Origin of the sequence: Advenella mimigardefordensis DPN7, assembly GCF_000521505.1 — a bacterium.
Classification (GTDB): domain Bacteria; phylum Pseudomonadota; class Gammaproteobacteria; order Burkholderiales; family Burkholderiaceae_B; genus Advenella; species Advenella mimigardefordensis.
In genome coordinates, this window is record NZ_CP003915.1 from 663115 (window position 1) to 685853 (window position 22739).

Consider the following 22739-nt stretch of genomic DNA (forward strand, 5'->3'; position numbering starts at 1 on the left):
GGAGACAGCGTGCAATGAGACGTCTGGAAAACAAAATTGCAATTGTGACGGGGGCCGGCAGTGTCGGGCCAGGCTGGGGCAACGGTCGGGCGATTGCCTGGCGGTTTGCCAGCGAGGGCGCGCGGGTTTTTGCTGTGGATATGAATGCCGCTGCCCTGGAAGAGACAGTGGCCCGGGTCAATGAGGTGAACGGCACAATTGGTACCTGGACGGCGGATGTGACATCGGCCGATGCCGTTCGTGATATGGTGCGCGCCTGTGAAGAGGCCTTTGGTGGCGTGGATATTCTGGTCAACAATGTGGGCGGCTCCCGAAAAGGTGGCCCGGTTGCGCTGGACGAAGAAACCTGGGATCAGCAGCTTGATTTCAATCTGAAAAGTGTTTTCCTGGGATGCAAATACGTTCTGCCCATCATGCAAAGGCAGGGCGGTGGGGCGATTGTCAATATCTCGTCCACCTCCGGCATCCGCTGGACCGGCTCGGCACAGGTGGGGTATGCCAGCGCCAAGGCCGGCATTATTCAACTGTCCCGCGTGGTGGCGGTCGAATATGCCAAAAGCAATATCCGTTGCAACACCGTGGTTCCCGGGCAGATGCATACGCCAATGGTGGAAACCCGTCTGGCAGGGCAGCGGGCGGGGGGCGATATCGAGGCATTGCTGGCCCAGCGACAGTCCCGCATTCCGCTGCCGTTTATGGGCGATGGTACCGATACGGCCAATGCCGCACTGTTTCTGGCTTCCGACGAAGCGCGTTTTATCACCGGTACCGAAATCGTTGTGGATGGAGGCATGAGTGCACGCTGCGACTGACACCCCCGTACGCTATCCCGATCCCGCAGTGATTGCGCTGGATGCTCGGTTTCATGCATTGACTTTGCCGCTGGCGGCCGTTGAACGCCTTGCCCGGGGCTGTCGCTGGGCCGAAGGCCCGGTCTGGTTCGGTGACCGCAACTGTCTGTTATGGAGTGATGTGCCGAATAACCGCATCATGCGATGGGATGCACTCACTGGCCAGACCCATACGATTCGTGAGCCATCGAATTATGCCAATGGCAATACGCGCGATCGCGAGGGCCGCCTGATCAGCTGTGAACACCTGACCCGGCGTGTAACGCGAACGGAGCATGATGGCCGTATTACCGTGCTGGCAGAATATTATCAGGGAAAGCGCCTGAATTCACCGAATGACGTCGTCGTCAAATCGGACGGTTCGATCTGGTTTACCGATCCGCCGTTCGGGATTGTTGGCTATTATCAGGGCGAGAAGGCCGAGCAGCAATTGCCCGCCGCCGTGTATCGCATCGATCCCGATAGCGGCAAGGTGACACTCGTGACCGATACTGTGAACGGTCCTAATGGCCTGGCGTTTTCTCCCGATGAATCCAAACTTTATATTGTTGAATCACGCGCTCAACCGCGTAATCTGCTGGTATTCGATGTGACTGCCGGTGGTACTGCGCTGGCAGGTCAGCGAGTGCTGTTCGATGCCGGCGAAGGCACGCCGGATGGCTTTCGGGTTGATATCCACGGCAATTTGTGGTGTGGCTGGGGCATGGGCACAGCCGAGCTGGATGGTGTCCGGGTATTTTCCCCGCAAGGCCAAGTGCTGGGCCAAATCGCCTTGCCCGAGCGGTGCGCCAATCTTTGTTTTGGCGGTGTCAATCGAAACCGCCTGTTCATGGCGTCGTGCACATCCATTTATTCACTGTTCGTTAATACGCAAGGGATTGCGGGAGCCTGACGGCTAAGGAGGAAGACATGTCCGGATTCAGAAAAAAATATACTAAATATATGGTGCCATTTGCTGCTGCACTGTGCCTGTCGGTGGGTCAGCAGGTCGCGGCCGCACCGCCCGTGAACGTGGTGGTCGCATTTCCGGCGGGCGGCCCGGGCGATACGCTGGCGCGCGTGACGGGCAAAGAACTGGAGAGCCAGCTCAAAACGCCGGTGGTGGTAGAGAATAAACCCGGTGGTAACGGCGCCATTGCAGCCAGTACCGTGACCCGCGCCAGGCCGGATGGCAATACCCTGTTTCTAAGTTCTACCGGAGCGATTGCCGTCAATCCGGCGCTCTATAAAAAACTGATTTACGATCCAGCAAAGGATCTGCAACCGGTAGCGCTGCTGGTTTCCACGCCCGAGGTGCTGGTGGTATCCAGAAAAAGCGGTATCACAAGTGTAAAAGCGTTGCTGGAAAAGGCCAAAACCGATCCTAACGGTATCTCGCTGTCCACCTCTGGGGTAGGCAGCATGCCGCATATGGCGATCGCGCAGTTTCGCATTGCGACACAAGCCAATACGCTGATTGTGCCTTTTGGCGGCGCAGCACCGGCGATTACGGCCACCATCGGCGGACAGGTGGATGGCTTTTTCGGTGATGTCTCCGGCCTGGTGCAGCATATCAAGGACGGCAGTCTGGTGCCCATTGGCGTTGCGTCCGATAAACGTTCCGCTGCCTTGCCCGATGTGCCCACATTTGATGAACTGGGCATCAAGAATGTTCATGCTACCAACTGGTACGGTGTTTTCGCGCCGACAGGCACACCAGAAGAAAAGATCAGGGAACTGAATACGGCCTATCGTGCAGTCATGAAAACACCCGCCGTGCAGAAGTACGTTCAGACCTCCGGCCTGGATACCGGCGATCTGGACCCGGCACAGTTCGGTACACTGATTAAGGAAGATACCCAAAAATGGGGTGCGCTCATTAAGCAGGAAAATATTCGAATGAATGAATAGGCAGGGCGAACATGGGCGGCGCTGGCGGGCGCCGCTTGTGATTTAGTATTGATGCTCCCGGATCGGACTCATGCCGATGGCTTTAAATCTTCGGGGATATATTTGGAGTGTGCTTTCCTGAGGTATTCAAGCTCGCTGTTGGTGTCAACCTGATAGTTAAGCTGTTCACTGAAGAAGCTGAGCCTTGCGCGGGCGTCATTGAGAATCTCCGCCCAGGTTTTTGCCCACATCGTAATGTTTAACCTATCCAGATCAAGAACGAGTCCCTCCGGCCGACCTTTTTGTCTGGCCTTCAATTGCGCATGTTCGTCCAGCTCATTTGCCACAACCAGGAATATCCATTTCGTTTTCTTCTGATGAAAGCGTTCATCTTTGGCAACGGCGATGGCGTAACTCTCAATTTGAGTTAAAACGTCGGAGTTGATTTTCTGGCTGGGTCGTTTTAGTTCCACGACTAGGTATTCGTGCGTTCCCTGAGTTGGCTGGATGGCCCTGGCCAGCATCAGATCGATCCTTCCTCCTTTGTTACCTTCCCTAAGAACAGGGCCGTCGTCGTCTTCACGTTTGCCCAGTTTTTCGCGATAGATGGCGAGCGCATCCTCCAGTGTTTTCTCGGAACCTGCCAGATGAAAGTCTTCACGGAAAATCCAGGACTCTGCTTCCAGCGCCTTGTGAAGCTGGTCTCTCTCCAGGAGCCGCTTCCTGGTGTTTTTGTTAAATAATAAATCACTGAGCGCTTCAACGAAATTCAGACGATCCGCAACAATCGTAGCGGAAGAAATGATTTTTGATAACGTGGTCTTTTTGAGCAGCCTGGCCAGATCGTCCTGTTCCTCTGTTTTGAGGTTCAAAACTTCGTCCATGATGATGCGAACGGTTTCGGGATTTTCCCGAATAGCTTGTGCCAGTAGGCGAAAAGTGAACCTCTTGGATGTGGCAGGTGAATCTTCGAACAAGGGCAGGTGGTCTGCCACGTTGACTGCCAGGATGTCAAATACCTGTCGCTCTATTTGTTCTGAAGAAGCCAGCTCTGTTTTGTCTTCGTATGGGTAAATATTCTCATCTTTCCAGCGCTGGATCGTTTCGCTGCGATGCTGGAGGGCACGGAGGCGTAAATATTCCTTTACCTTTGCTTTAACGTTGATGTCTACCATCGGCTTTATTGCTCCACTGCTGCTGATCACGCTGGGAGCAAGTATCCGATATTTTTGGCAATAATGTAACTGCGCTTATATGTAGTTTTTTGGTGTTCTTGCGTTCAATCAAGTTCCGCGATACTGACTTTCTACCGAAAGCGACTCAGCGCAAACGGTGCCAGTTCCTGAGCGCTGGCTTCGCCTGCCATGGCCCGTGCCAGCAGTCTGCCGGTGTTCACCGAGCCGGTCAGCCCCAGGTGGCCATGTCCGAAGCCGGCCCACAGGCCAGGCAAGTCGGCCACAGGACCGATGACCGGCAGAGAATCGGGCAGGCAGGGCCGATGGCCCAGCCACGTGGTAAAGCCGCTGGTATCCAGATTGTCCAGGCCGGCCAGAGCGTGGTCTTTAAGCAGCAGCGCACGCTGCTCATTCATTGGCTTGGCGGTGCCGCCGAATTCGACCGTACCGGCAATGCGCAACTGTCCCTGCATGGGGTTCATGAAGATCTTGCGATCGGCCAGCACCACAATGCGCGAAAGCGAAACACCAGGATGCGGCGCCTGCAGATGGTAGCCACGCTGGCTTTCCAGTGGTACCGACAGATTCAGGGTTTTCAGCAATTCGCGTGACCCGATGCCTGCACATACCACAACATGATCGGCCTGCCAGGATTGCTCACCATCATGCAAATGCCACTTGTCATTGTCGCGACGCAATGTGCTGATGCGGGCACCAACAAAGGTGACGCCCCGGTCGGTGTTGGCGCGGGCCAGTGCCTGCGAATACTGAAACGGGTCGCTGACCCAGCCTTCGTCCGGGAGAAACCAGCCGCTGCGGTAGGCGTCGCTGACTGAGGGTTCCAGCTCGGCAATCGCACTGCGATCGACCGACTGCATCGTCATGCCGAAGTCGGCCTTAAGCTGCCACGATGCCCTGTCTTGGTCGCGGCTGCTGGCGTCAGGGTACAGGTGTAATTGACCGGTGTTTTTGATCAGGTGCGCGCAGCCGATGGCGTGGGCCAGTTCCGTGTGATGGCGCACTGATCCTTCCAGCAGGCTATGCAGGGCGGCTGCGATCTGCCGGACGCGTTCCGGCCGCGAGGCTGCGATAAAGCGTACAAACCAGGGCATGGCTGGTAACAGGTAGCCCAGTGGCACATGCAGTGCGCTGGTGCTGTCCAGCAGCATGGAGGCTGCCTGCCGGATGACACCGGGCATGGCCAATGGCGCGACCGAACCTTCGGACAGGGCACCGGCGTTCCCGAAAGAGCATTGCGATCCTGGCTCCTGCGCATCAAAAACCGTGACCTGCCAGCCCGCCTGTCTGAGCGAATAGGCGGTACACAGGCCGACAATGCCGGCACCAACAATGGCAACTGAATGGTTTTGCAGGGACATGGATGCGTCTCGAACGGGTCTTATGAAGGGGTTTATTGTAACGGCTCAAACGCGGGTAGAATATGCTGATTGAGATAATCCGGCACGGTCATGACGTTGCGCAAGGCTGAGCCACTTTCGAACCAGGAACGTTATGCAGACTTTGCCCACTTATTCCGATGTCGTTGCCGCCGCAGAGCGGATCAAAGGCTATGCGCACCGCACGCCGGTTATGCGTTCCAGGACCATCGACGCGCAGCTGGATGCCAGCCTGTATTTCAAATGTGAAAACCTGCAGCGCATTGGTGCATTCAAGTTTCGCGGCGCATTCAATGCGATCGCGGCACTGGAACCGGCGCAGCAGCGTGCGGGCGTCATTGCGTTTTCTTCAGGCAATCATGCCCAGGGCGTGGCGCTGGCCGCTTCCGTACTCAATGTCAAAGCCACCATCGTGATGCCGCAGGATGCGCCGGCCGCCAAGCTGGCCGCCACACGCGGCTATGGTGCGCAGGTCGTGGAATATGATCGCTATACAGAAGACCGGGCGGCGATCGCCATGAATCTGGCGCAGCAGCACGGCTACACCCTGATTCCGCCCTATGATCATCCCGATATTATTGCCGGCCAGGGTACGGCCGCCATGGAGTTGATACAGGAAACCGGACCACTGGACCTGCTGTTTGTTTGTCTGGGTGGCGGTGGCCTGTTGTCGGGTTCCGCTCTGGCGGCGCGGGCGCTCGCACCGGAGTGCCAGATTTATGGCGTGGAGCCGCAAGCGGGCAATGATGGTCAGCAGTCTTTGCGTGCCGGTCACATTGTGCGCATCGATATGCCCAAAACCATTGCCGATGGCGCGCAGACGCAGTTTCTGGGCGACTACACTTTTTCCATCATCCAGCGCGAAGTGGCGGACATCCTGACTGTGACCGATGAGGAGCTGATTCGCACGATGCGTTTTTACGCTGAGCGCATGAAAATGCTGGTCGAGCCCACAGGTTGCCTGTCGCTGGCCGGTGCCTGCAGTGCAAAAGAGCTGGTGCGTGGCAAGCGTGTGGGTATTATCATCAGCGGCGGAAATGTGGATCTGGCCATGTTTTGCTCCCTGCTTGGCAGCACACAGGAATGACCGATTGAATCCCTGAAGAGGCGGGGTATTCAGTCGATGGCTCATGTGGCCGCCGCAGTGACGGATGAGGATCGCGTAGGGCTGCAAACCGGCCTGACGTACTTTAACTATTTTAATAAGACGTGCCGTTGCAGGGTCACTTGACGCTCTGCCTTATTCGTCTGGCTGTCTCCCGCGCCCGCCTGCAACCCAATTTCGGCAGGCAAATCTCCCGGCTTGTCCTCCTGAGTCGGATCTCGGGCCTCTGTTACATTTTTTGGGTGGTTTTTACTTGTCTATCTGTAGCAGACATAATTGCATTAGAGAAATCTCAAATCATTGATTAATGATAAGAATAATTGCAACTCTCCCGATCTGGCCTGTCTAGTAAATAGTCGAATAAATGACCAAACTGTAACATCCCTGTAAGACGGTATTAACCGGACTGTCACACAGATTCCTTAAGATGACGGCAATTGAACAGCAGCGACCGGCAATAGTCGGTAACGTGATCTGCTGATACACGCTGCTTGCGCTCGATTGTGTTCCGATGCGCCGACCCGGCAGTGGCAAAATAAATTGAGGAATACGATGACACATGCAATCCGGGTTCAGAACCTGAACAAGACATTTGGCACCAGACAGGTCCTGCACGATCTGGCACTGGACGTTGCGCCTGGCTCCATGGTCGCGCTGATCGGCGCTTCCGGTTCCGGCAAATCCACCTTATTGCGCCATCTGGCCGGGCTGGCCACCGGTGATCGCCAGGTGGGGGGCGAAATCCAGATGCTGGGCCAGCAAATGCAGAAAGACGGCGTACTGAATCGCAATGTGCGGCGGCTGCGTTCCGACATTGGCTATATTTTTCAGCAATTTAATCTGGTGGGTCGCCTGTCTGTGCTGAAGAACGTTCTGCTGGGTCGGCTGGGACGGATGTCGCGCGTACGCGGCGCACTGGGCATGTTCAACAAGGAAGAAGTGAACAATGCATTACAGGCACTGGAGCGGGTGGGGTTGCTTGAGTATGCCTATCGCCGTGCTTCAACCCTGTCGGGTGGCCAGCAGCAGCGTGTGGCCATTGCCCGTGCCCTGTGTCAGAAGGCCGAAATTATTCTGGCCGATGAACCCATTGCTTCTCTTGATCCCGAATCGGCACGCAAGGTAATGGAAACATTGGCCGATATTAATAAGCGCGACGGCAAAACCGTGATTGTCACGCTGCATCAGGTGGACTATGCCGTCAGGTATTGTCGCCACGCCGTCGCCCTCAAGGGTGGTAAAAAATATTTTGACGGTCCCATTGGCGGGCTGAGCAACGATTTTCTGAGTGACTTGTATGGCTCGGAAATAGGTACGGCACTTCTGTTCGGTGAGCAGGATGTAAAAAAACCGGAAGCCCGGGATCCGGCACGCCTGGTTCTGGCTGCCGCTTAAATTTTATTTCAATAGGAATTTTCATGTTCAACTCGATTGTTCGTCGTCTTGGTATTTCCGTGTTTGCCATGGGCATGGCCGCTGGCGTGGCACAGGCCCAGGATCTTAAGGAACTCAATTTCGGCATTATTTCCACCGAATCCTCCCAGAACCTGAGAACCGTGTGGGAACCGTTCCTGGATGATCTGTCAAAACAGACCGGCTACAAGGTGAAGGCGTTCTTTGCGCCTGACTATGCCGGTATCATCCAGGGCATGCGTTTCGACAAAGTGGATATTGCCTGGTACGGCAACAAATCTGCCATGGAAGCAGTGGACCGCGCCAACGGCGAAGTGATTTATCAGACAGTGGATAAAGATGGCAAGCCCGGTTACTGGAGCCTGCTGATCGCGCACAAAGACAGCAAGATCAATTCGGTCAAGGACATGCTGGATAACGCCAAGAACCTGAATTTCGGTAACGGTGATCCTAACTCAACATCCGGTTTCCTGGTTCCTGGTTATTACGTTTTTGCTGAAAACAATGTAGACGCCAACAAGATCTTCAAACGTTCTGTCAATGGTAGCCACGAAGTGAACGCGCTGTCTGTCGCCAATAAACAGGTTGATGTAGCTACGTTCAACACCGAAGGCATGGAGCGTCTGGAAAAAACCAATCCAGCGAAAGCGGCCGAGCTGAAAGTGATCTGGAAGTCCCCGCTGATTCCTGCTGATCCTATCGTATGGCGTAAAAACCTGCCGGACGAAGCCAAGACAAAAATCAAGGCGTTTTTTGATCATTACGGCGACAAACCTGAAGAGCTGAAAGTGCTCAACGGCCTGGCATGGAGCAAGTTCAAGCCGTCAAGCAATGATCAATTGCTGCCTATCCGTCAGCTGGAACTGTTTAAAAAACGTTCGCAAATTGCCGGCGACAGCAAACTGGGCGAAGACGATCGTAAAAAACAGATCGCCGGCCTGGATGAAGAGCTGAGCAAAATTTCTGCTCGCATGAAAGAGATCGAAGGTAAAAACTCGTAACCAGAGTTGATTTGGATGGCGGCCTGCACTGCGTTTGCAGGCTGCCATAAACTGGAAATGAATATGTCTGTACTGACAACAAACCCCAGCCCCGTACCCGGTGCACTGCCTGTGCAGCCGCCGCGGATGACGTGGGCAAGAATGCTGGGATGGGGGCTGTTCCTGCTGTTTTTGGCGTGGGCCTGGAAAGGCGCTGAAATGAATCCGGTCCTGTTGTGGACCGATGGCGGCAACATGGCCACGTTCGCCGCTGATTTTTTCCCGCCCGATTTTGCTGATTGGCGCATGTATTTGCGTGAAATGCTGGTTACGATCCAGATTGCCGTCTGGGGAACCGTACTGGCGGTTATTTTCGGTATTCCACTTGGCATATTATCGTCATCCAACCTGGTGCCCTGGTGGGTCTGCCAGCCGGTCCGCCGCCTGATGGATGCCTTGCGATCTATCAATGAAATGGTCTTTGCCATGTTGTTTGTGGTGGCCGTAGGCCTGGGGCCTTTTGCCGGTACCCTGGCGCTGTTTCTTGGCACCACTGGTGTGCTTGCCAAACTGTTTGCCGAGGCGGTCGAGGCGATTGATCCCGGTCCGGTGGAAGGGGTGCGCGCAACAGGCGCGAGTGCGCTGCAGGAAGTGATTTTCGGGGTGATTCCTCAGGTGATGCCGCTGTGGGTATCCTATGTGCTGTATCGCTTTGAGTCCAATGTTCGGTCGGCCACCGTGGTTGGTATGGTGGGTGCCGGCGGGATCGGTGTGTTATTGTGGGAAGCAATCCGGGGGTTCGCATTCGGGCAGACGGCAGCCATTTTGCTCATCATCATCGTGTGTGTGAGTGTGATTGACGTGATTTCGCAGCGACTCAGAAAATTCTTCGTATGATGGAATAAGGCAGGCAACTGCCTTTTTAAAATGATGAACTTGTCTAGACAGGAAGAGCCACTCTACCAGACACTGGCGTCCACTATTCGGGCCGAGTTGTCTATGTATAAACCGGGAGATCTGCTCCCTGGCGAGCTGCGGCTGGCCGAGCGCTTTGATGTCAATCGTCATACCGTGCGGCGAGCACTTGATCTGCTGGTGCAGGAAGGCAATATTATCCGCATCAAAGGTAAAGGCACCCAGGTGCTGACCCGACCGCTGCTGTACCCGGTGCAGGCCACCACAGCGTACACCGATCAGTTTTCAGCCATGGGCCATACCGCCAGGGCGCAATTGCTCAAGGTGTATCGGCGCGCAGCCAATCACGACGAATTGACGCAACTGGCCCTGGCGCCGGGTAGCACCGTGCTGGAATACCGGACCCTGCGCTTCATTGACAATGAGCCGATCAGTGTCATGACGCATTTTTTCTCGTCCGGCTACGAGACCCTGTTGCAGGATTACAAACGTGATTCCATGCGCCAGTATCTGAAAGAGCGCGGATGTGAGTTGCACCGTGCCTCTAGCGTAATCGGCGCCCGCCTGCCCACCATTGACGAAGCCGCCCGCCTGCTGATTCCCCAGTCAGCGCCGGTGCTGACGGTGACCACCCTTTCCAAAAATCAGCACGGTCATCCCGTGGAGCTGACATTCTCTGTCAGCCGCGCCGACCGTTTTCAATATCAGGTAGTTTTGAACGGAGAACACATATGAAAGCGGACTTTGCTCCGAATGAGAGGCAACGCTGGATGCAGGTGCTCGCACGCGCAGGTGATGCGCTGGCCGACTACGAATCCGAGCTTGGCGGTGTGCCTTATCAATGTATACGCAAGCCGGAAACCGGTATGGCCATGGTGCGCGGACGCACGGGTGGCACTGGCCAGGCATTCAATCTGGGTGAGATGACGGTCACGCGTTGCGTGGTGCAATTGCAGGATGGTCGTGCCGGGTACAGTTACATTGCCGGGCGCAACAAGCGTCATGCGGAGCTGGCAGCGCTGGCCGATGCCTTGCTGCTGGGTGACGAGAAAGAGCAGCTCATGCAGGCGGTGATTGAACCGCTGGCACGCAGTCAGCAACAGGCACGCCAGACCAGGCAAGCCGAGGTAGCCACGTCCAAAGTGGACTTCTTCACCCTTATCCGGGGAGAAAACGAATGACCACGCCCGTTCTGGTTCCTGCTTTTGCCGATCCCGTCCTGAATGCGCAAATGAGCTTTCGCGCTGCACTCAAGGCCATGTCCGAACCCGGCGTAGTCGAGCAGGCCGACTACACCGATGCGCTGGATAAGATGCATCCGGCCACCTTTTCGCTGGCGCTGACGCTCTTTGATGACGGTACGCGCGTCTGGCTGAGCCCCGCGCTCGACACGCCCATGGCCCGGGCCAATCTGGCCTTTCACTGTGCCTGCCCGGTAGTCGACGACCCGCAGCAGGCCGATCTGGCCATCATTACCGCTACCGAGATTGACTATCTGGCGCAGTTTCCTTGCGGCACCGATCGCGATCCCGAGATGTCCTGCACCGTGATCGTCCAGCTCGACAGTCTGGACGGCGGACGCGAGGTCGTGCTGCAGGGGCCGGGTATTGAATCACAGCGCACCGTGACGCTGCCGCTGAGTGAACCGTTCTGGTCGGCGCGTGAGCGGGTGACCGATTTCCCCAAAGGACTGGATTTTTTCATGACCAGCCAGCGCCAGTTGATGGCTTTACCACGCAGTACCGTGGTCAGCTTCCTATAGGAGAATACGATGTATGTTGCTGTAAAAGGCGGTGAAGCCGCTATCGAAAATGCGCATCGACTGCTCGACCTGAAACGCCGTGGTGCTGTGGATACACCTCCCTTGTCACTGGCGCAGATTGCGCAACAAATGCCGCTGGCAGTGGCTCGTGTGATGAGCGAAGGCTCGCTGTATGACCGCGAATTGGCGGCGCTGGCCATCAAGCAGTCTGCGGGCGATTTGCTGGAAGCCATCTTTCTGTTGCGTGCCTATCGCACCACATTGAGCCGCTACTGTGTCAGCAGCCCGCTGCAGACCGAGAACATGCAGGTAGAGCGCCGCATTTCTGCGACGTATAAGGACCTGCCCGGCGGGCAATTGCTGGGCCCGACCTTTGACTACACGCATCGCCTGCTGGACTTTACGCTGCAGGCCGAAGGTGAACAGACCCAGGGGCAGGGCAGTGAGGCGTCGCAGGCCCAGGGGGCGGTGGCGGCTAACGGTACTGCGCAACAAGCGAGCGTACCGGGCGCAACACACGATGACGCTCAGGCCCGGACCGACGCTGTCGAGCGTGCAGACGATCCTGTCTTTCCACGCGTACTCGGCCTGCTGGCCCAGGAAGGGCTGATGCGTGAAGAAACGGATAGCGCCGAGCCGGTTCCCGACATTACGCGCGAACCGCTGGATTTTCCGAGCAACCGGATGCAGCGCCTGCAGGCACTGGCGCGTGGCGATGAAGGCTTCCTGCTGGCGCTGGGCTATTCCACACAGCGCGGCTATGGCCGCAACCACCCGTTTGCCGGCGAAATTCGTATTGGCTTTACCGAGGTATGGCTGGAGCCGGAAGAACTGGATTTTGCGGTCCCGGCAGGTGATATTGAAGTGACCGAATGTGAGATGGTCAATCAGTTTGTCGGCTCCAAAGATCAGCCTGCACAATTTACGCGAGGCTATGGTCTGGCTTTTGGCTATAACGAACGCAAGGTCATGGGCATGGCCCTGGTTGATCGTGCGCTGCGTGCCGCCGAGTATGACGAAGAGATCACTTCACCCGCGCAACAGGAAGAGTTTGTGCTGATGCATTGTGATAACGTTGAAGCCGCCGGCTTCGTATCACATTTGAAATTGCCACACTATGTGGACTTCCAGGCAGAGCTGGAGCTGATTCGCAAAATGAGAAAACGCGATGCCCAGGCGCAGCTTAACCAGGAACAGCAGGACATCGAAGCGGGGCAGGTCCCGCCGCAGAAGGAGAAACGGGCATGAATGCCAATGTAGAACCCTATAACTTTGCTTACCTGGATGAGCAGACCAAGCGCATGATACGCCGGGCCCTGCTCAAGGCGGTGGCCATTCCCGGCTATCAGGTGCCGTTTGGCGGACGCGAGATGCCGCTGCCTTATGGATGGGGCACCGGTGGCATGCAGCTGACCGCAGCGATCCTGGGGCGTGATGATGTACTGAAGGTCATTGATCAGGGCGCGGACGATACCACCAATGCCGTGTCCATCCGGCGCTTTTTCTCGCGTACTGCAGGTGTTCGCACGACCGTGGATACGACCGAAGCGACGGTGATACAGACCCGTCACCGTATTCCGGAAACCGATCTGAGCAATCACCAGATCATGGTGTTCCAGGTGCCGATTCCCGAACCGCTGCGTTTTATTGAGCCGTCAGAGACCGAGACCAAAACCATGCATGCCCTGAATGATTATGGCGTCATGCATGTGAAGCTGTACGAAGACATTGCGCGCTATGGACATATCGCCACTGCTTACGCTTATCCGGTACTGGTTGCCGGACGCTATGTGATGGACCCGTCTCCCATTCCGAAATTCGACAACCCCAAGCTTAACCGCAGTGCTGCGCTCATGCTGTTTGGCGCAGGTCGTGAAAAGCGCCTGTACGCCGTGCCGCCATATACCGACGTGGTCAGTCTGGACTTTGAAGATCATCCGTTCGACGTCCAGAAATGGGAGCACAGTTGTGCCATTTGTGGTTCCACGGAATCGTTCCTGGACGAGATTATTACAGATGATAAGGGCAGCCGCGATTTCGTCTGCTCCGACACAGACTATTGCGCACAGCGCGTGGCAAAGGCAGGGGTAACACAATGAGTGCATTGCAGGCAATCAACAATCAGACAGCGCGTCCGGTAGCAGACGATCTGGTCGCCGAGCCGCTATTGCAGGTGTCGGACATTGGTCTTTTGTTTGGTCCGGACAAGGGATGTCAGGAGGTCGGTTTCGATCTGTACCCTGGCGAGGTGCTGGGTATTGTGGGCGAGTCGGGATCGGGCAAGTCGACGCTGCTCAATGTGCTTTCCGGCCGCAGCCAGCCCGATGCGGGCACTATTCATTATCGGCAGGACAGTGGTGTGGTAACGGATCTGTATGCATCCACGGAGGCGCAACGGCGCACCTTGCTGCGCACCGAGTGGGGCTTTGTCGAACAGAATCCGCGCGACGGGCTGCGCATGACCGTGTCGGCCGGCGCCAATATCGGTGAGCGCCTGATGGCGCAGGGCGTACGCAATTACGGCGTGCTGCGCAGTGAATCGCTGCGCTGGCTGCGTCAGGTGGAAATTGACGAATCGCGTATAGATGATCTGCCGCGCACTTTTTCCGGCGGTATGCAGCAGCGGCTGCAGATCGCCCGTAATCTGGTGTCTCATCCCCGTCTGGTGTTTATGGACGAACCAACCGGCGGTCTGGACGTATCGGTGCAGGCGCGCCTGCTGGATATGCTGCGTGCCCTGGTGCGTGACCTGGGCCTTGCCGTGATTATCGTCACGCATGATTTGGCCGTGGCCCGGCTGCTTGCGGACCGCCTGATGGTGATGCGTCGCTCGCGCGTGGTGGAAAGCGGGCTGACCGATCAGATTCTGGATGACCCGCAGCACCCGTATACGCAATTGCTGGTCTCATCCGTATTGCAGCCGTGATAGTACAGTTGCAATTAATGCATTCGGAGAAATAATGAATACCGTTCTGGAAGTAAATAACCTATCCAAGACTTTCACGCTGCATCAACAGCAGGGCGTGCAACTGAACGTGCTCGAGGATATCAGCTTTTCTATCAACGCCGGCGAGTGCGTGGTGCTGCACGGTCAGTCGGGCGCCGGCAAATCAACGCTGTTGCGCACGCTCTATGGGAATTATCTGCCGGGCGGCGGTTCCATTCGGGTGCGGCACCGCGGCCACATGACCGAGCTGGTCGGCGCCGCGCCACGCCGGATCATGCAGGTGCGCAAGGAAACCATGGGCTATGTCAGTCAGTTCCTGCGCGTGATTCCTCGCGTGAACTGTCTGGATGTCGTTAGCGAACCGGCCCTGTTGCGCGGCTGGAGCGCCGAGCAGGCAAAGGCGCGTGCTACCGAGTTGCTGACGCGGCTTAATATTCCGCAACGGCTCTGGTCGCTGGCGCCCAATACCTTTTCCGGTGGTGAGCAGCAACGCGTCAATATCGCCAGAGGGTTCATGGTCAACTGGCCGTTGATGCTGCTGGACGAACCAACGGCATCGCTGGATGAGGCTAACCGCCAGGTGGTGCTGGAAATGATCGGCGAGGCCAGGTCAGCAGGCTCTGCCCTGATCGGTATTTTTCATGATAAAGCGGCGCGCGAGGCCGTGGCAGACCGTAGTCTGGATATCGCAACCCGGGAGATGAAACATGTTGCGTGAGAGAGTGATTACCAATGCAAAGATCGTGACCGCCAGTGAGGTCATCCATGGTACGGTGGCCGTGCGCGACGGCCAGATCCATGATGTGAGCGAAGGCAGAAGCAGTCTGCCGGCCGCCGAAGACTGGCAGGGCGATTTTATGATGCCGGGGCTGATCGAGCTGCATACCGACAACCTGGAAAAGTACATGAACCCCCGTCCGGGCGTGGACTGGCCGTCGGAAAATGCGGTACTGGCACATGACGCGCAGATTGTCGGCGCGGGCATCACCACGGTTTTTGATGCGCTTTCAATTGGTGATGTGAATCCTAAAGGACAACGCCTTCTGCAATTGCCCAAAATGGTGGAGGCCATTTCCCACGCGGCTGATCAGGGCCACACGCGAGCCGAACACCGGCTGCATCTGCGCTGTGAAGTGAGTCATGAGAAAACCCTGGGGATCTTTGAAGACCTGGTGGGCAATGATCTGGTGCATCTGGTGTCGGTCATGGATCATACGCCTGGCCAGCGTCAGTTCGTCAAATACGAAAAATACCGCGAATACTATCAGGGCAAGTATCATCTGAACGATGCCGAAATGGACGCGTTCATCGTGCTGCAGAAACAGAATGCCGAACGCTATAGCGAACCCTACCGTCGTCGCATCGTGGATATTTGCCACGAGCGCGGCCTGTCGCTCGCCAGCCATGACGATGCCACCAGCGATCATGTGCACGAATCAGCCGGTTTCGGCATGACTATCGCCGAATTTCCCACAACGCATGAAGCAGCGACACTGAGCCACCAATTGGGTCTGAAAGTGCTGATGGGTGCGCCCAACGTGGTGCGTGGCGGGTCCCACTCCGGCAATATTGCCGCAAGCGATCTGGCGCGCAAGGGCGTACTGGATATTCTATCCAGCGATTATTATCCGGCCAGCATGTTGCAGTCGGTGCGTATCCTGAGTCAGTCTGATCTGGGCATCAGCCTGCCGCAAGCCGTCAATATGGTCAGCCTGGCGCCGGCCAAATCGGCCAATCTGCCGGACCGTGGTCAGATCAGCCCGGGACTGCGTGCCGATCTGGTGCAGGTTCGGGACAGTGGCAGGCAGTTTGTTGTGCAGCAGGTGCTGTGCAAAGGTCAACGGGTGTTTTGATGGCAGGCCAGCTGGTATACGTGATGGGGCCTTCCGGATCGGGTAAGGACAGTTTGCTGCAATCGGCCGCCAGCCGCAAGGGATCAGCGTTGCGGCTGATGAAGCGCTATATTACGCGGTCGGCGGAGTCTGAGGGAGAAGACGCCTTTTCCCTGTCGCCCGAAGCGTTTGATGCGATGCAGGCACGCGGCGCGTTTGCCATGAGCTGGCGTGCCAACGGCCTGGCCTATGGTATCCCGATAGAACTTGATGAACTGCTGGAACAGGGGCATACGGTATTAGTCAACGGTTCGCGGGCCTACTGCGAAGCTGCGGTACAGCGCTATCCCTTGGCGTTGGTGGTGTTGGTGCAGGTTGATCCGCCCCTGCTGCTGCAACGCCTGCTGCAGCGTGGCCGCGAAAGTCGTGAGGAAATTGCGCAGCGACTGGCGCGCAATACGGCGCTTGATGCCGCCTTCATCGAAACATTGCGCAAACAGGGCGCACGCGTGGTGGTCGTTGATAACTCGGGTGATCTGGACACTGCGGTTACGCAGTTTTTGCATACAATTGAGCAGGCCACGACACTGGAGCAGCAATGAAATTCACCTTCCTGGGCACCGGCAATTCGGCGCAACTGCCAGTTTACAACTGTGATTGCATGGCCTGCGCACGTGCCCGGGACGATGCCCGCTATGTGCGCCTGCCCTGCAGTGCGTTGCTGCAGAATAATGACGGGCAATGGCTGATCGATAGTGGCCTGACAGACCTGACCAGCCGTTTTGCACCCGGTGCGTTGCAGGGCATTTTGCAGACGCACTATCATGCCGATCATGCCCAGGGATTGTTGCATCTGCGCTGGGGGGTCAACTTGCGTATTGGCGTGTACGGTCCTCCGGATGAAGCCGGCTTTGCAGACCTCTCTAAACACCCGGGTATTCTGGATTTTTCCAAACCTTTTCAGGCATTTGAAGAACGGCAATTTGCCGGTTTCAGCGTCACCGCTTTACCACTGCAGCATTCCCGTCCGACCTATGGCTACCTGATTTGCCCGGATCAGGGTGACAGTCTGGCGTACCTGACCGACACGCAAGGCCTGCCTGAACCGGTAGAGGCATTGTTGCGATCCAGACGTCCGGCGCATTGTGTGCTCGATTGCTCGTATCCGCCGCGACCGCAGCCGGGACGTAATCACAATGATCTGACCCAGGCGCTGGCCATCCATACCGCCATTGGCGCCGGCACAACCTGGCTGACCCATGCCGGGCACGAACTGGACCGGTATCTGATGAGCCACCCTGAGGCCCTGCCCGCCGATGTGCGTCAGGCATTTGACGGTGATCAGATCCAGTTATAGGCAGATAGGCAGACACCGGGCAGATAACGGGCAGATAACGGGCAGATAACGGGCAGATAACGGGCAGATAACGGGCAGATAACGGGCAGATAACGGGCAGATAACGGGCAGATACCAGGCAGACACCAGGCAGACACCAGGCAGGCAGTTGATGCTGTGCCGCAACACAAGGGCCGTGATGGCGGGACGGCCGGGCGCTCGCGGTGTCTTTGCTGCGCGGCCATTGTTCCGGGGTCTACTGGCTTCAGGCGATTTAAGGACGCGAATTGAAGAACAAACGGCCACTTTCCCAGTGCTTTTTGATCTTTATTAAGGCGACTGTCAGCCAATATATACTAATATAAACGAGAAATATTCTCATTTACCTTAATATCTCATTGGTGGACATTCAAGTATGATCAAAAAAATCGCTCTGATCAGTGCCGGTATGGCGCTGTCACTGTCTGCGCAGGCTGCCGAGTATCCCATTGGCAAGCCTCATTTGAAAAACGGCATGGAAATCGCCGCCGTCTACCTGCAGCCCATTACCATGGAACCGGCAGGCATGATGCGCGAGGCCAAGGATTCCGATATTCACCTTGAAGCAGATATTCACGCTACGGCCGACAACAAGAACGGTTTCGAAGAGGGCGCGTGGATGCCTTATCTGACCATCAAATACAAGCTGGAAAAAGAAGGCGGCCAGGTGCAGGAAGGCATGTTTATGCCTATGGTGGCCAATGACGGTCCGCACTATGGTGACAATATCAAGATGCAAGGGCCAGGCAAATATAAGCTCACGTACCGGATTGAATCGCCCGAGGCGAATAAAATGAGCCACTTCGGCCATCACACCGACAAGGAAACCGGTGTGGAGCCGTTCTGGGCACCATTTGAAGTTAATTACGAATTCACGTATGCCGGTACCGGCAAAAAAGGCGGATATTAATCATGTTGAAACGCGCTCTGGCTGTTGTCGGTCTGGCGCTTTCCCTGACGCTGGCTCAGGCATTGCTGGCAGCAAGCGCCTGGGCCGAGACGCCAACCTTCACGCTAACGTTCAAGGAAGACGGCACCTTCGAGCCGCAGCGTCTGGAAGTTCCTGCCGGTCGCTTCAAAATCAACCTCATCAATGAAAGCAAGGTGCCGGTGGAGTTCGAAAGCCTGCCCCTGCGTAAGGAAAAAGTGCTTGGGCCGGGTCTGTCCTCATTCCTGGTTTTTACGATTTCCAAACCCGGTGAATATCCGTTTTTTGACGACTTCCACCAATCGGTAAAAGGGACGCTGGTCGTCAAACCTGCTGAATAGGCCGACATTCACAAAAAAGGAATCCAATTGGATCAAGTGGCATTTATCGTCTGGCGTGAAAGCGTCGAGGCGCTGCTGGTAGTAGGTATTCTGTACACGTGGCTGCGTGCGTCTCCCGATGGGCGGCGCGGCCTGCCCTGGCTATGGGGTGGCGTGGCGGCAGGGCTGGTTCTTGCCATTGCGCTGGCCCTGGTGTTCATGGGTGTGTCCACCTGGCTTTCCGATACGGGGCAGGAGTGGTTCCAGGCCATCATGGCGCTTGTGGCCTGCGGGCTGGTGGTGCAAATGGTGCTGTGGATGAAAAAACACGGTGCACGCCTCAAGAGTGAACTGGTCAGCGGTGCGGCGGTGAATGTGCAGCGCAACAGCTGGTGGGGTTTGTTGATTCTGGTCATGATTGCAGTTGCCCGGGAAGGCAGTGAAACGGTGGTCTTTCTGTGGGGTACGGTTTTGGCTGGCGCTCAGCAGGACCAGGCGCTTGCCCTGGCTGCTGCCGGCGTTGGCGGGTTTCTGCTGGCGCTGCTTACGTTCTATGTTTTGCAGTTGGGCGGTAAGGTGATTACCTGGCGCCGCTTTTTTCAGATCACTGAAATTCTGTTACTGCTGCTGGCTGCTTCGCTGCTCATGAACGGGATTGATCATCTGATTTCACTGGAGGCCATCCCAACGCTGGTGGATCCGGTATGGGATACCAGTGCGGTGCTCGACGATAGCAGTGGCTTAGGTAAAGTGCTGGCCGATTTTGCCGGATACCGGGCCATGCCATCACTCACTCACGTGATTGTTTTTATCCTGTACTGGCTTGCAATCGGCTTGTTGTATCGTTGGTTGCGTCCCGCCGTTGCGCCGAAGATGGTTTCCTCGCACGGCTGATGCCTGCGGCCTTACCGGGCCGCGTGTGCTGCTACAATGGCAGGCGTCCTGGGTCGACAGACCAGGACGCCTGGCCGTTCTTTTTCTGTCCACAAGAGTGGATTCGCTCTTCAAAGGTTTGCTCCATGAGCGCCATGCTTCAATCGTTTGCCTATCGGCTTTCGTCATTTCTGCGGGACCATAAAAAACTGCTTCGCAACCTGCAGTGGTGCGTTGTTGGTATCTATTTTTTTCTCATTCTGGTCCCGGCCGCGTTGCCCTTGCCGGGCAATTCCGCACACATTTTTTCCAATCTGACCATTTTTGCCCAGTTTGCCTTCTGGGGTATCTGGTGGCCTTTCGTGCTGGTCTCCATGCCCCTGATGGGACGAGCGTGGTGCGGCTGGTTCTGTCCCGAGGGTATGCTCAGCGAATGGGCCAGCGAACATGGTCGTGGCCATGCCATTCCCAAGTGGATGCGCTGGGGTGGCTGGCCATTTGTGGCCTTTGCGCTGACAACGGTCTACGGCCAGCTGGTGAGCGTATATCAATATCCCTGGGCGGTGCTGGCCGTATTAGGCGGTTCGACGGCAGCAGCGATGGTGATCGGCTATTTGTACGGCCGCAATAAACGGGTCTGGTGCAAGTATCTGTGCCCGGTCAACGGGGTGTTTCAGTTGCTGGCCAAACTGGCCCCCTGGCATTACAAGGTGAGTGAAGATGCCTGGCGGCATCCGGTTCGTCGCATTGAAACAGTCAATTGCGCGCCGCTGGTACCGCTGCGCCATATGAAGGGGGCCACCGACTGCCACATGTGCGGACGTTGCGCCGATTATCGCGGTGCGATTGCGCTCACCACCCGTTCGCCCGAGGAAGAAATTGTTGACGTGGCGCAAAACAGTGGGTGGCAGACGGCGCTGATCGTGTGGGGGCTGATGGGCATTGCCGTGGGTGCCTTCCTCTGGAGTGCCAGCCCTTGGTTTGTCAGCCTGAAACAGGGCATGGCCGAGTGGCTGGTTAACCGTGATATTTTCTGGCCGCTGGAGCAGAATGCGCCGTGGTTTATTCTGACGCACTATCCTGAAGTGAATGATTCCTTCAGCTGGCTCGACGGGTTTACCATTTTGCTGTTCATTTTTGGTACAGCGCTGGTTACCGGTGGCGCGTTGTGGCTGAGTTTGCAATGCATACAGAAGGTCGTGGGTAAAACCTTTATTGATGCGGCCAATACCGTCGTGCAGGCACTGATTCCCTTGGCTGGGGTCGGTGTTTTTCTGGGGCTGTCGGCGACCACCATCACGCTGTTGCGCAATGATGGTATTCCGACAGGCTGGGCGGGGCCGGCGCGCCTGGCACTGTTATCCTGTGCGCTGCTGTGGTCATTGCGACTGGCCTGGAAAATTCTGCAACGCCATCAGGTGGCACTGCGCCAACGGCTCTCCTGTATGCTGTTGCTGATGGCCGGCCTGGCGCCATTCACTTACGCGTGGCTGCTGTTCTTTGTGATCTGGTAAGCAGCGGCGCACCGCCACTGGGTATGCAGTGCTGCGGTGTCGCAATGATGCGGCCAGCCGCCGCGCTGTTGTCTTGTTCGTCCTTTCTACGTGCTTTACACAGATGACGGGCATGATCCAGTTTGCTACTATGTGAGGCTTCTGGATATTCTGATGTTTATGTATGAAAGAAACTCCTTCTGATTGGCTGGCGCTGGCCGGCGTACAGCTTTCTCCTATTGTTGCGCTCATTGTCACCCTTGGCGTCATGCTGTGTTTACTGGTGCTGCTGCACGCTGTCCTGCATTATGGTGTGTTGCGCATGCTGCGCGGCAGAATGCGTAACGATCGCTTCCTTTTTATCAAGCTCGTTGGTCACTCGTCCCTGTTCCGCTATGCTGCCATGCTGGTGCAGGGTCTGGCCCTTGGCCTGCTCACACGCCTGTGGGTGGCACCTGGTACGGTGCACGAAGTCCTGCTTGGCTTCTCGCGAATCTGGATGCTGGTCTATACCATTCTGGCGGTATTCGCATTCCTGGATATTGTGCTGGACTGGTGCTTTCGTAAACAGGTTGCGGTCCAGTTTCCGCTCAAGGGCATTGTTCAAAGTCTGAAAATCATTGCTGCCATTGCAGGCGTGATTTTCATTGTCTCGGTCCTGATCGGTCAGTCGCCGGTGATCCTCATCAGCGGTCTGGGTGCCATGACTGCTGTGCTCATGCTGATTTTCAAAGACCCGATACTGGGTCTGGTGGCCGGTATTCAGTTGTCTGCCAATAATATGCTCAGTATCGGCGACTGGCTGGAAATGCCTAAATACAATGCAGATGGCGCGGTCATCGATATCGGGCTGACCACGGTCAAGGTGCGTAACTGGGACAATACCGTGACCACCATCCCCACGTATGCGCTTATTTCCGACTCATTCAAGAACTGGCGGGCCATGTCCGAATCGGGCGGCCGGCGTATCAAGCGCGCTATTCATATCGATGTGAACAGCATCAAGTTCATTACCGACAGTCAGATGCAGCGCCTGACCAAAAGCCGGCTGCTGTCTCAATATATTCTGGACAAGTCCCGGGAAGTCGAAGACTACAATCAGTCGCGCAGCGAAGACCTGTCGTCAGCCCTCAACGGCCGACGGCTTACCAATATTGGCACCTTTCGTGCGTATCTGGAAGTCTATCTGCGCAATCATCCCCATATCCATCGTAATATGACTCTCCTGGTGCGACAGATGGCGCCCGGATCCACGGGCGTTCCCATTGAGATTTACGCCTTTACAACCACCGTGGTCTGGGCCGAGTATGAACGCATCCAGTCCGACCTGTTCGATCATATTTTTGCCGTCGTCGGCGAGTTTGATTTGCGCGTCTTTCAGGAGCCCAGTGGGTATGATATGGCAGCGCTCAAACCGGCTATCGCCGGACAGGTGAATTTCAATACCCCTATCGATAACGATCGCAGTGCTGTCGCGGCACAACCCAATTCGTAAAGGAGACGT

General features: G+C 56.3%; 24 protein-coding genes. 22 read left to right on the forward strand and 2 right to left on the reverse strand.

Going from position 1 to position 22739, the window contains the following annotated elements; all coding sequences use genetic code 11:
• Window positions 1-14 precede the first annotated feature (14 nt).
• From MIM_RS03110 to MIM_RS03120, 3 genes are read left to right on the forward strand one after another with little or no spacing between them, the layout of a single operon-like run.
• Window positions 15-812, forward strand: a complete 798-nt coding sequence (locus tag MIM_RS03110; RefSeq protein WP_025371302.1) for an SDR family NAD(P)-dependent oxidoreductase — start codon at window positions 15-17, stop codon at window positions 810-812.
• Window positions 796-1743 (forward strand): SMP-30/gluconolactonase/LRE family protein, encoded by a 948-nt coding sequence (locus MIM_RS03115; RefSeq protein WP_025371303.1) that lies wholly within the window; start codon window positions 796-798, stop codon window positions 1741-1743. Before MIM_RS03110 ends, MIM_RS03115 begins: the two co-directional genes overlap by 17 nt.
• 17 nt (window positions 1744-1760) lie before the next feature.
• Complete coding sequence (locus MIM_RS03120; protein WP_025371304.1) at window positions 1761-2741, forward strand: Bug family tripartite tricarboxylate transporter substrate binding protein; 981 nt, start codon at window positions 1761-1763, stop codon at window positions 2739-2741.
• 68 nt (window positions 2742-2809) lie between these two features.
• Here MIM_RS03120 and MIM_RS03125 read toward each other — a convergent pair whose 3' ends face one another.
• Together MIM_RS03125 and MIM_RS03130 are read right to left on the reverse strand one after the other, a co-directional pair.
• On the reverse strand, window positions 2810-3895 hold the full coding sequence (locus MIM_RS03125) for a PDDEXK family nuclease (RefSeq protein ID WP_025371305.1): 1086 nt from the start codon (window positions 3893-3895) through the stop codon (window positions 2810-2812).
• Between the two features lie 131 nt (window positions 3896-4026).
• Window positions 4027-5274, reverse strand: a complete 1248-nt coding sequence (locus MIM_RS03130) for an NAD(P)/FAD-dependent oxidoreductase (RefSeq protein WP_025371306.1) — start codon at window positions 5272-5274, stop codon at window positions 4027-4029.
• A 133-nt stretch (window positions 5275-5407) separates the two neighbouring features.
• On the opposite strand from MIM_RS03130, the gene MIM_RS03135 reads away from it, so the two are divergent.
• The 19 genes from MIM_RS03135 (at window position 5408) to MIM_RS03225 (ending at window position 22730) form a co-directional block, all read left to right on the forward strand.
• Window positions 5408-6379 (forward strand): threo-3-hydroxy-L-aspartate ammonia-lyase, encoded by a 972-nt coding sequence (locus tag MIM_RS03135; RefSeq protein WP_025371307.1) that lies wholly within the window; start codon window positions 5408-5410, stop codon window positions 6377-6379.
• A gap of 570 nt (window positions 6380-6949) precedes the next feature.
• Window positions 6950-7792: a phosphonate ABC transporter ATP-binding protein gene (gene phnC, locus MIM_RS03140; protein ID WP_025371308.1), complete on the forward strand. Its 843-nt coding sequence runs from the start codon at window positions 6950-6952 to the stop codon at window positions 7790-7792.
• A 23-nt stretch (window positions 7793-7815) separates the two neighbouring features.
• Window positions 7816-8811: a phosphonate ABC transporter substrate-binding protein gene (phnD, locus tag MIM_RS03145; protein WP_025371309.1), complete on the forward strand. Its 996-nt coding sequence runs from the start codon at window positions 7816-7818 to the stop codon at window positions 8809-8811.
• A gap of 57 nt (window positions 8812-8868) precedes the next feature.
• Window positions 8869-9687: a phosphonate ABC transporter, permease protein PhnE gene (gene phnE / locus MIM_RS03150; protein WP_222836913.1), complete on the forward strand. Its 819-nt coding sequence runs from the start codon at window positions 8869-8871 to the stop codon at window positions 9685-9687.
• Between the two features lie 30 nt (window positions 9688-9717).
• Window positions 9718-10440 (forward strand): phosphonate metabolism transcriptional regulator PhnF, encoded by a 723-nt coding sequence (gene phnF, locus MIM_RS03155; protein ID WP_245592808.1) that lies wholly within the window; start codon window positions 9718-9720, stop codon window positions 10438-10440.
• The gene (phnG, locus tag MIM_RS03160; RefSeq protein ID WP_025371312.1) at window positions 10437-10886 is read left to right on the forward strand and encodes a phosphonate C-P lyase system protein PhnG; all 450 of its coding nucleotides are present in this window, start codon (window positions 10437-10439) and stop codon (window positions 10884-10886) included. Before phnF ends, phnG begins: the two co-directional genes overlap by 4 nt.
• Complete coding sequence (gene phnH, locus MIM_RS03165; protein WP_025371313.1) at window positions 10883-11467, forward strand: phosphonate C-P lyase system protein PhnH; 585 nt, start codon at window positions 10883-10885, stop codon at window positions 11465-11467. The genes phnG and phnH overlap by 4 nt, the downstream gene beginning before the upstream one ends.
• A 9-nt stretch (window positions 11468-11476) precedes the next feature.
• The gene (locus tag MIM_RS03170) at window positions 11477-12715 is read left to right on the forward strand and encodes a carbon-phosphorus lyase complex subunit PhnI (protein WP_025371314.1); all 1239 of its coding nucleotides are present in this window, start codon (window positions 11477-11479) and stop codon (window positions 12713-12715) included.
• A complete protein-coding gene (locus MIM_RS03175; protein WP_025371315.1) occupies window positions 12712-13566 on the forward strand; it encodes an alpha-D-ribose 1-methylphosphonate 5-phosphate C-P-lyase PhnJ in 855 nt (284 codons plus the stop codon). The genes MIM_RS03170 and MIM_RS03175 overlap by 4 nt, the downstream gene beginning before the upstream one ends.
• Entirely contained in the window at window positions 13563-14393 is an 831-nt protein-coding gene (gene phnK / locus MIM_RS03180) for a phosphonate C-P lyase system protein PhnK (RefSeq protein WP_025371316.1), read from the forward strand. Before MIM_RS03175 ends, phnK begins: the two co-directional genes overlap by 4 nt.
• A 34-nt stretch (window positions 14394-14427) precedes the next feature.
• Window positions 14428-15132, forward strand: coding sequence for a phosphonate C-P lyase system protein PhnL (phnL, locus tag MIM_RS03185; RefSeq protein ID WP_025371317.1), 705 nt, complete (start codon window positions 14428-14430; stop codon window positions 15130-15132).
• A complete protein-coding gene (locus MIM_RS03190; protein ID WP_025371318.1) occupies window positions 15122-16267 on the forward strand; it encodes an alpha-D-ribose 1-methylphosphonate 5-triphosphate diphosphatase in 1146 nt (381 codons plus the stop codon). The genes phnL and MIM_RS03190 overlap by 11 nt, the downstream gene beginning before the upstream one ends.
• Window positions 16267-16848 (forward strand): phosphonate metabolism protein/1,5-bisphosphokinase (PRPP-forming) PhnN, encoded by a 582-nt coding sequence (phnN, locus tag MIM_RS03195; protein ID WP_025371319.1) that lies wholly within the window; start codon window positions 16267-16269, stop codon window positions 16846-16848. Before MIM_RS03190 ends, phnN begins: the two co-directional genes overlap by 1 nt.
• Window positions 16845-17603, forward strand: a complete 759-nt coding sequence (gene phnP / locus MIM_RS03200; RefSeq protein ID WP_025371320.1) for a phosphonate metabolism protein PhnP — start codon at window positions 16845-16847, stop codon at window positions 17601-17603. The genes phnN and phnP overlap by 4 nt, the downstream gene beginning before the upstream one ends.
• Window positions 17604-17997: 394 nt before the next feature.
• Window positions 17998-18531 (forward strand): iron transporter, encoded by a 534-nt coding sequence (locus tag MIM_RS03205; RefSeq protein WP_025371321.1) that lies wholly within the window; start codon window positions 17998-18000, stop codon window positions 18529-18531.
• Between the two features lie 2 nt (window positions 18532-18533).
• A complete protein-coding gene (locus MIM_RS03210) occupies window positions 18534-18890 on the forward strand; it encodes a cupredoxin domain-containing protein (RefSeq protein ID WP_042069909.1) in 357 nt (118 codons plus the stop codon).
• Between the two features lie 27 nt (window positions 18891-18917).
• A complete protein-coding gene (locus MIM_RS03215) occupies window positions 18918-19763 on the forward strand; it encodes an FTR1 family iron permease (protein WP_025371323.1) in 846 nt (281 codons plus the stop codon).
• 125 nt (window positions 19764-19888) lie between these two features.
• The gene (locus MIM_RS03220; protein WP_025371324.1) at window positions 19889-21256 is read left to right on the forward strand and encodes a 4Fe-4S binding protein; all 1368 of its coding nucleotides are present in this window, start codon (window positions 19889-19891) and stop codon (window positions 21254-21256) included.
• A gap of 163 nt (window positions 21257-21419) precedes the next feature.
• Complete coding sequence (locus MIM_RS03225) at window positions 21420-22730, forward strand: mechanosensitive ion channel family protein (RefSeq protein ID WP_025371325.1); 1311 nt, start codon at window positions 21420-21422, stop codon at window positions 22728-22730.
• Window positions 22731-22739 lie beyond the last annotated feature (9 nt).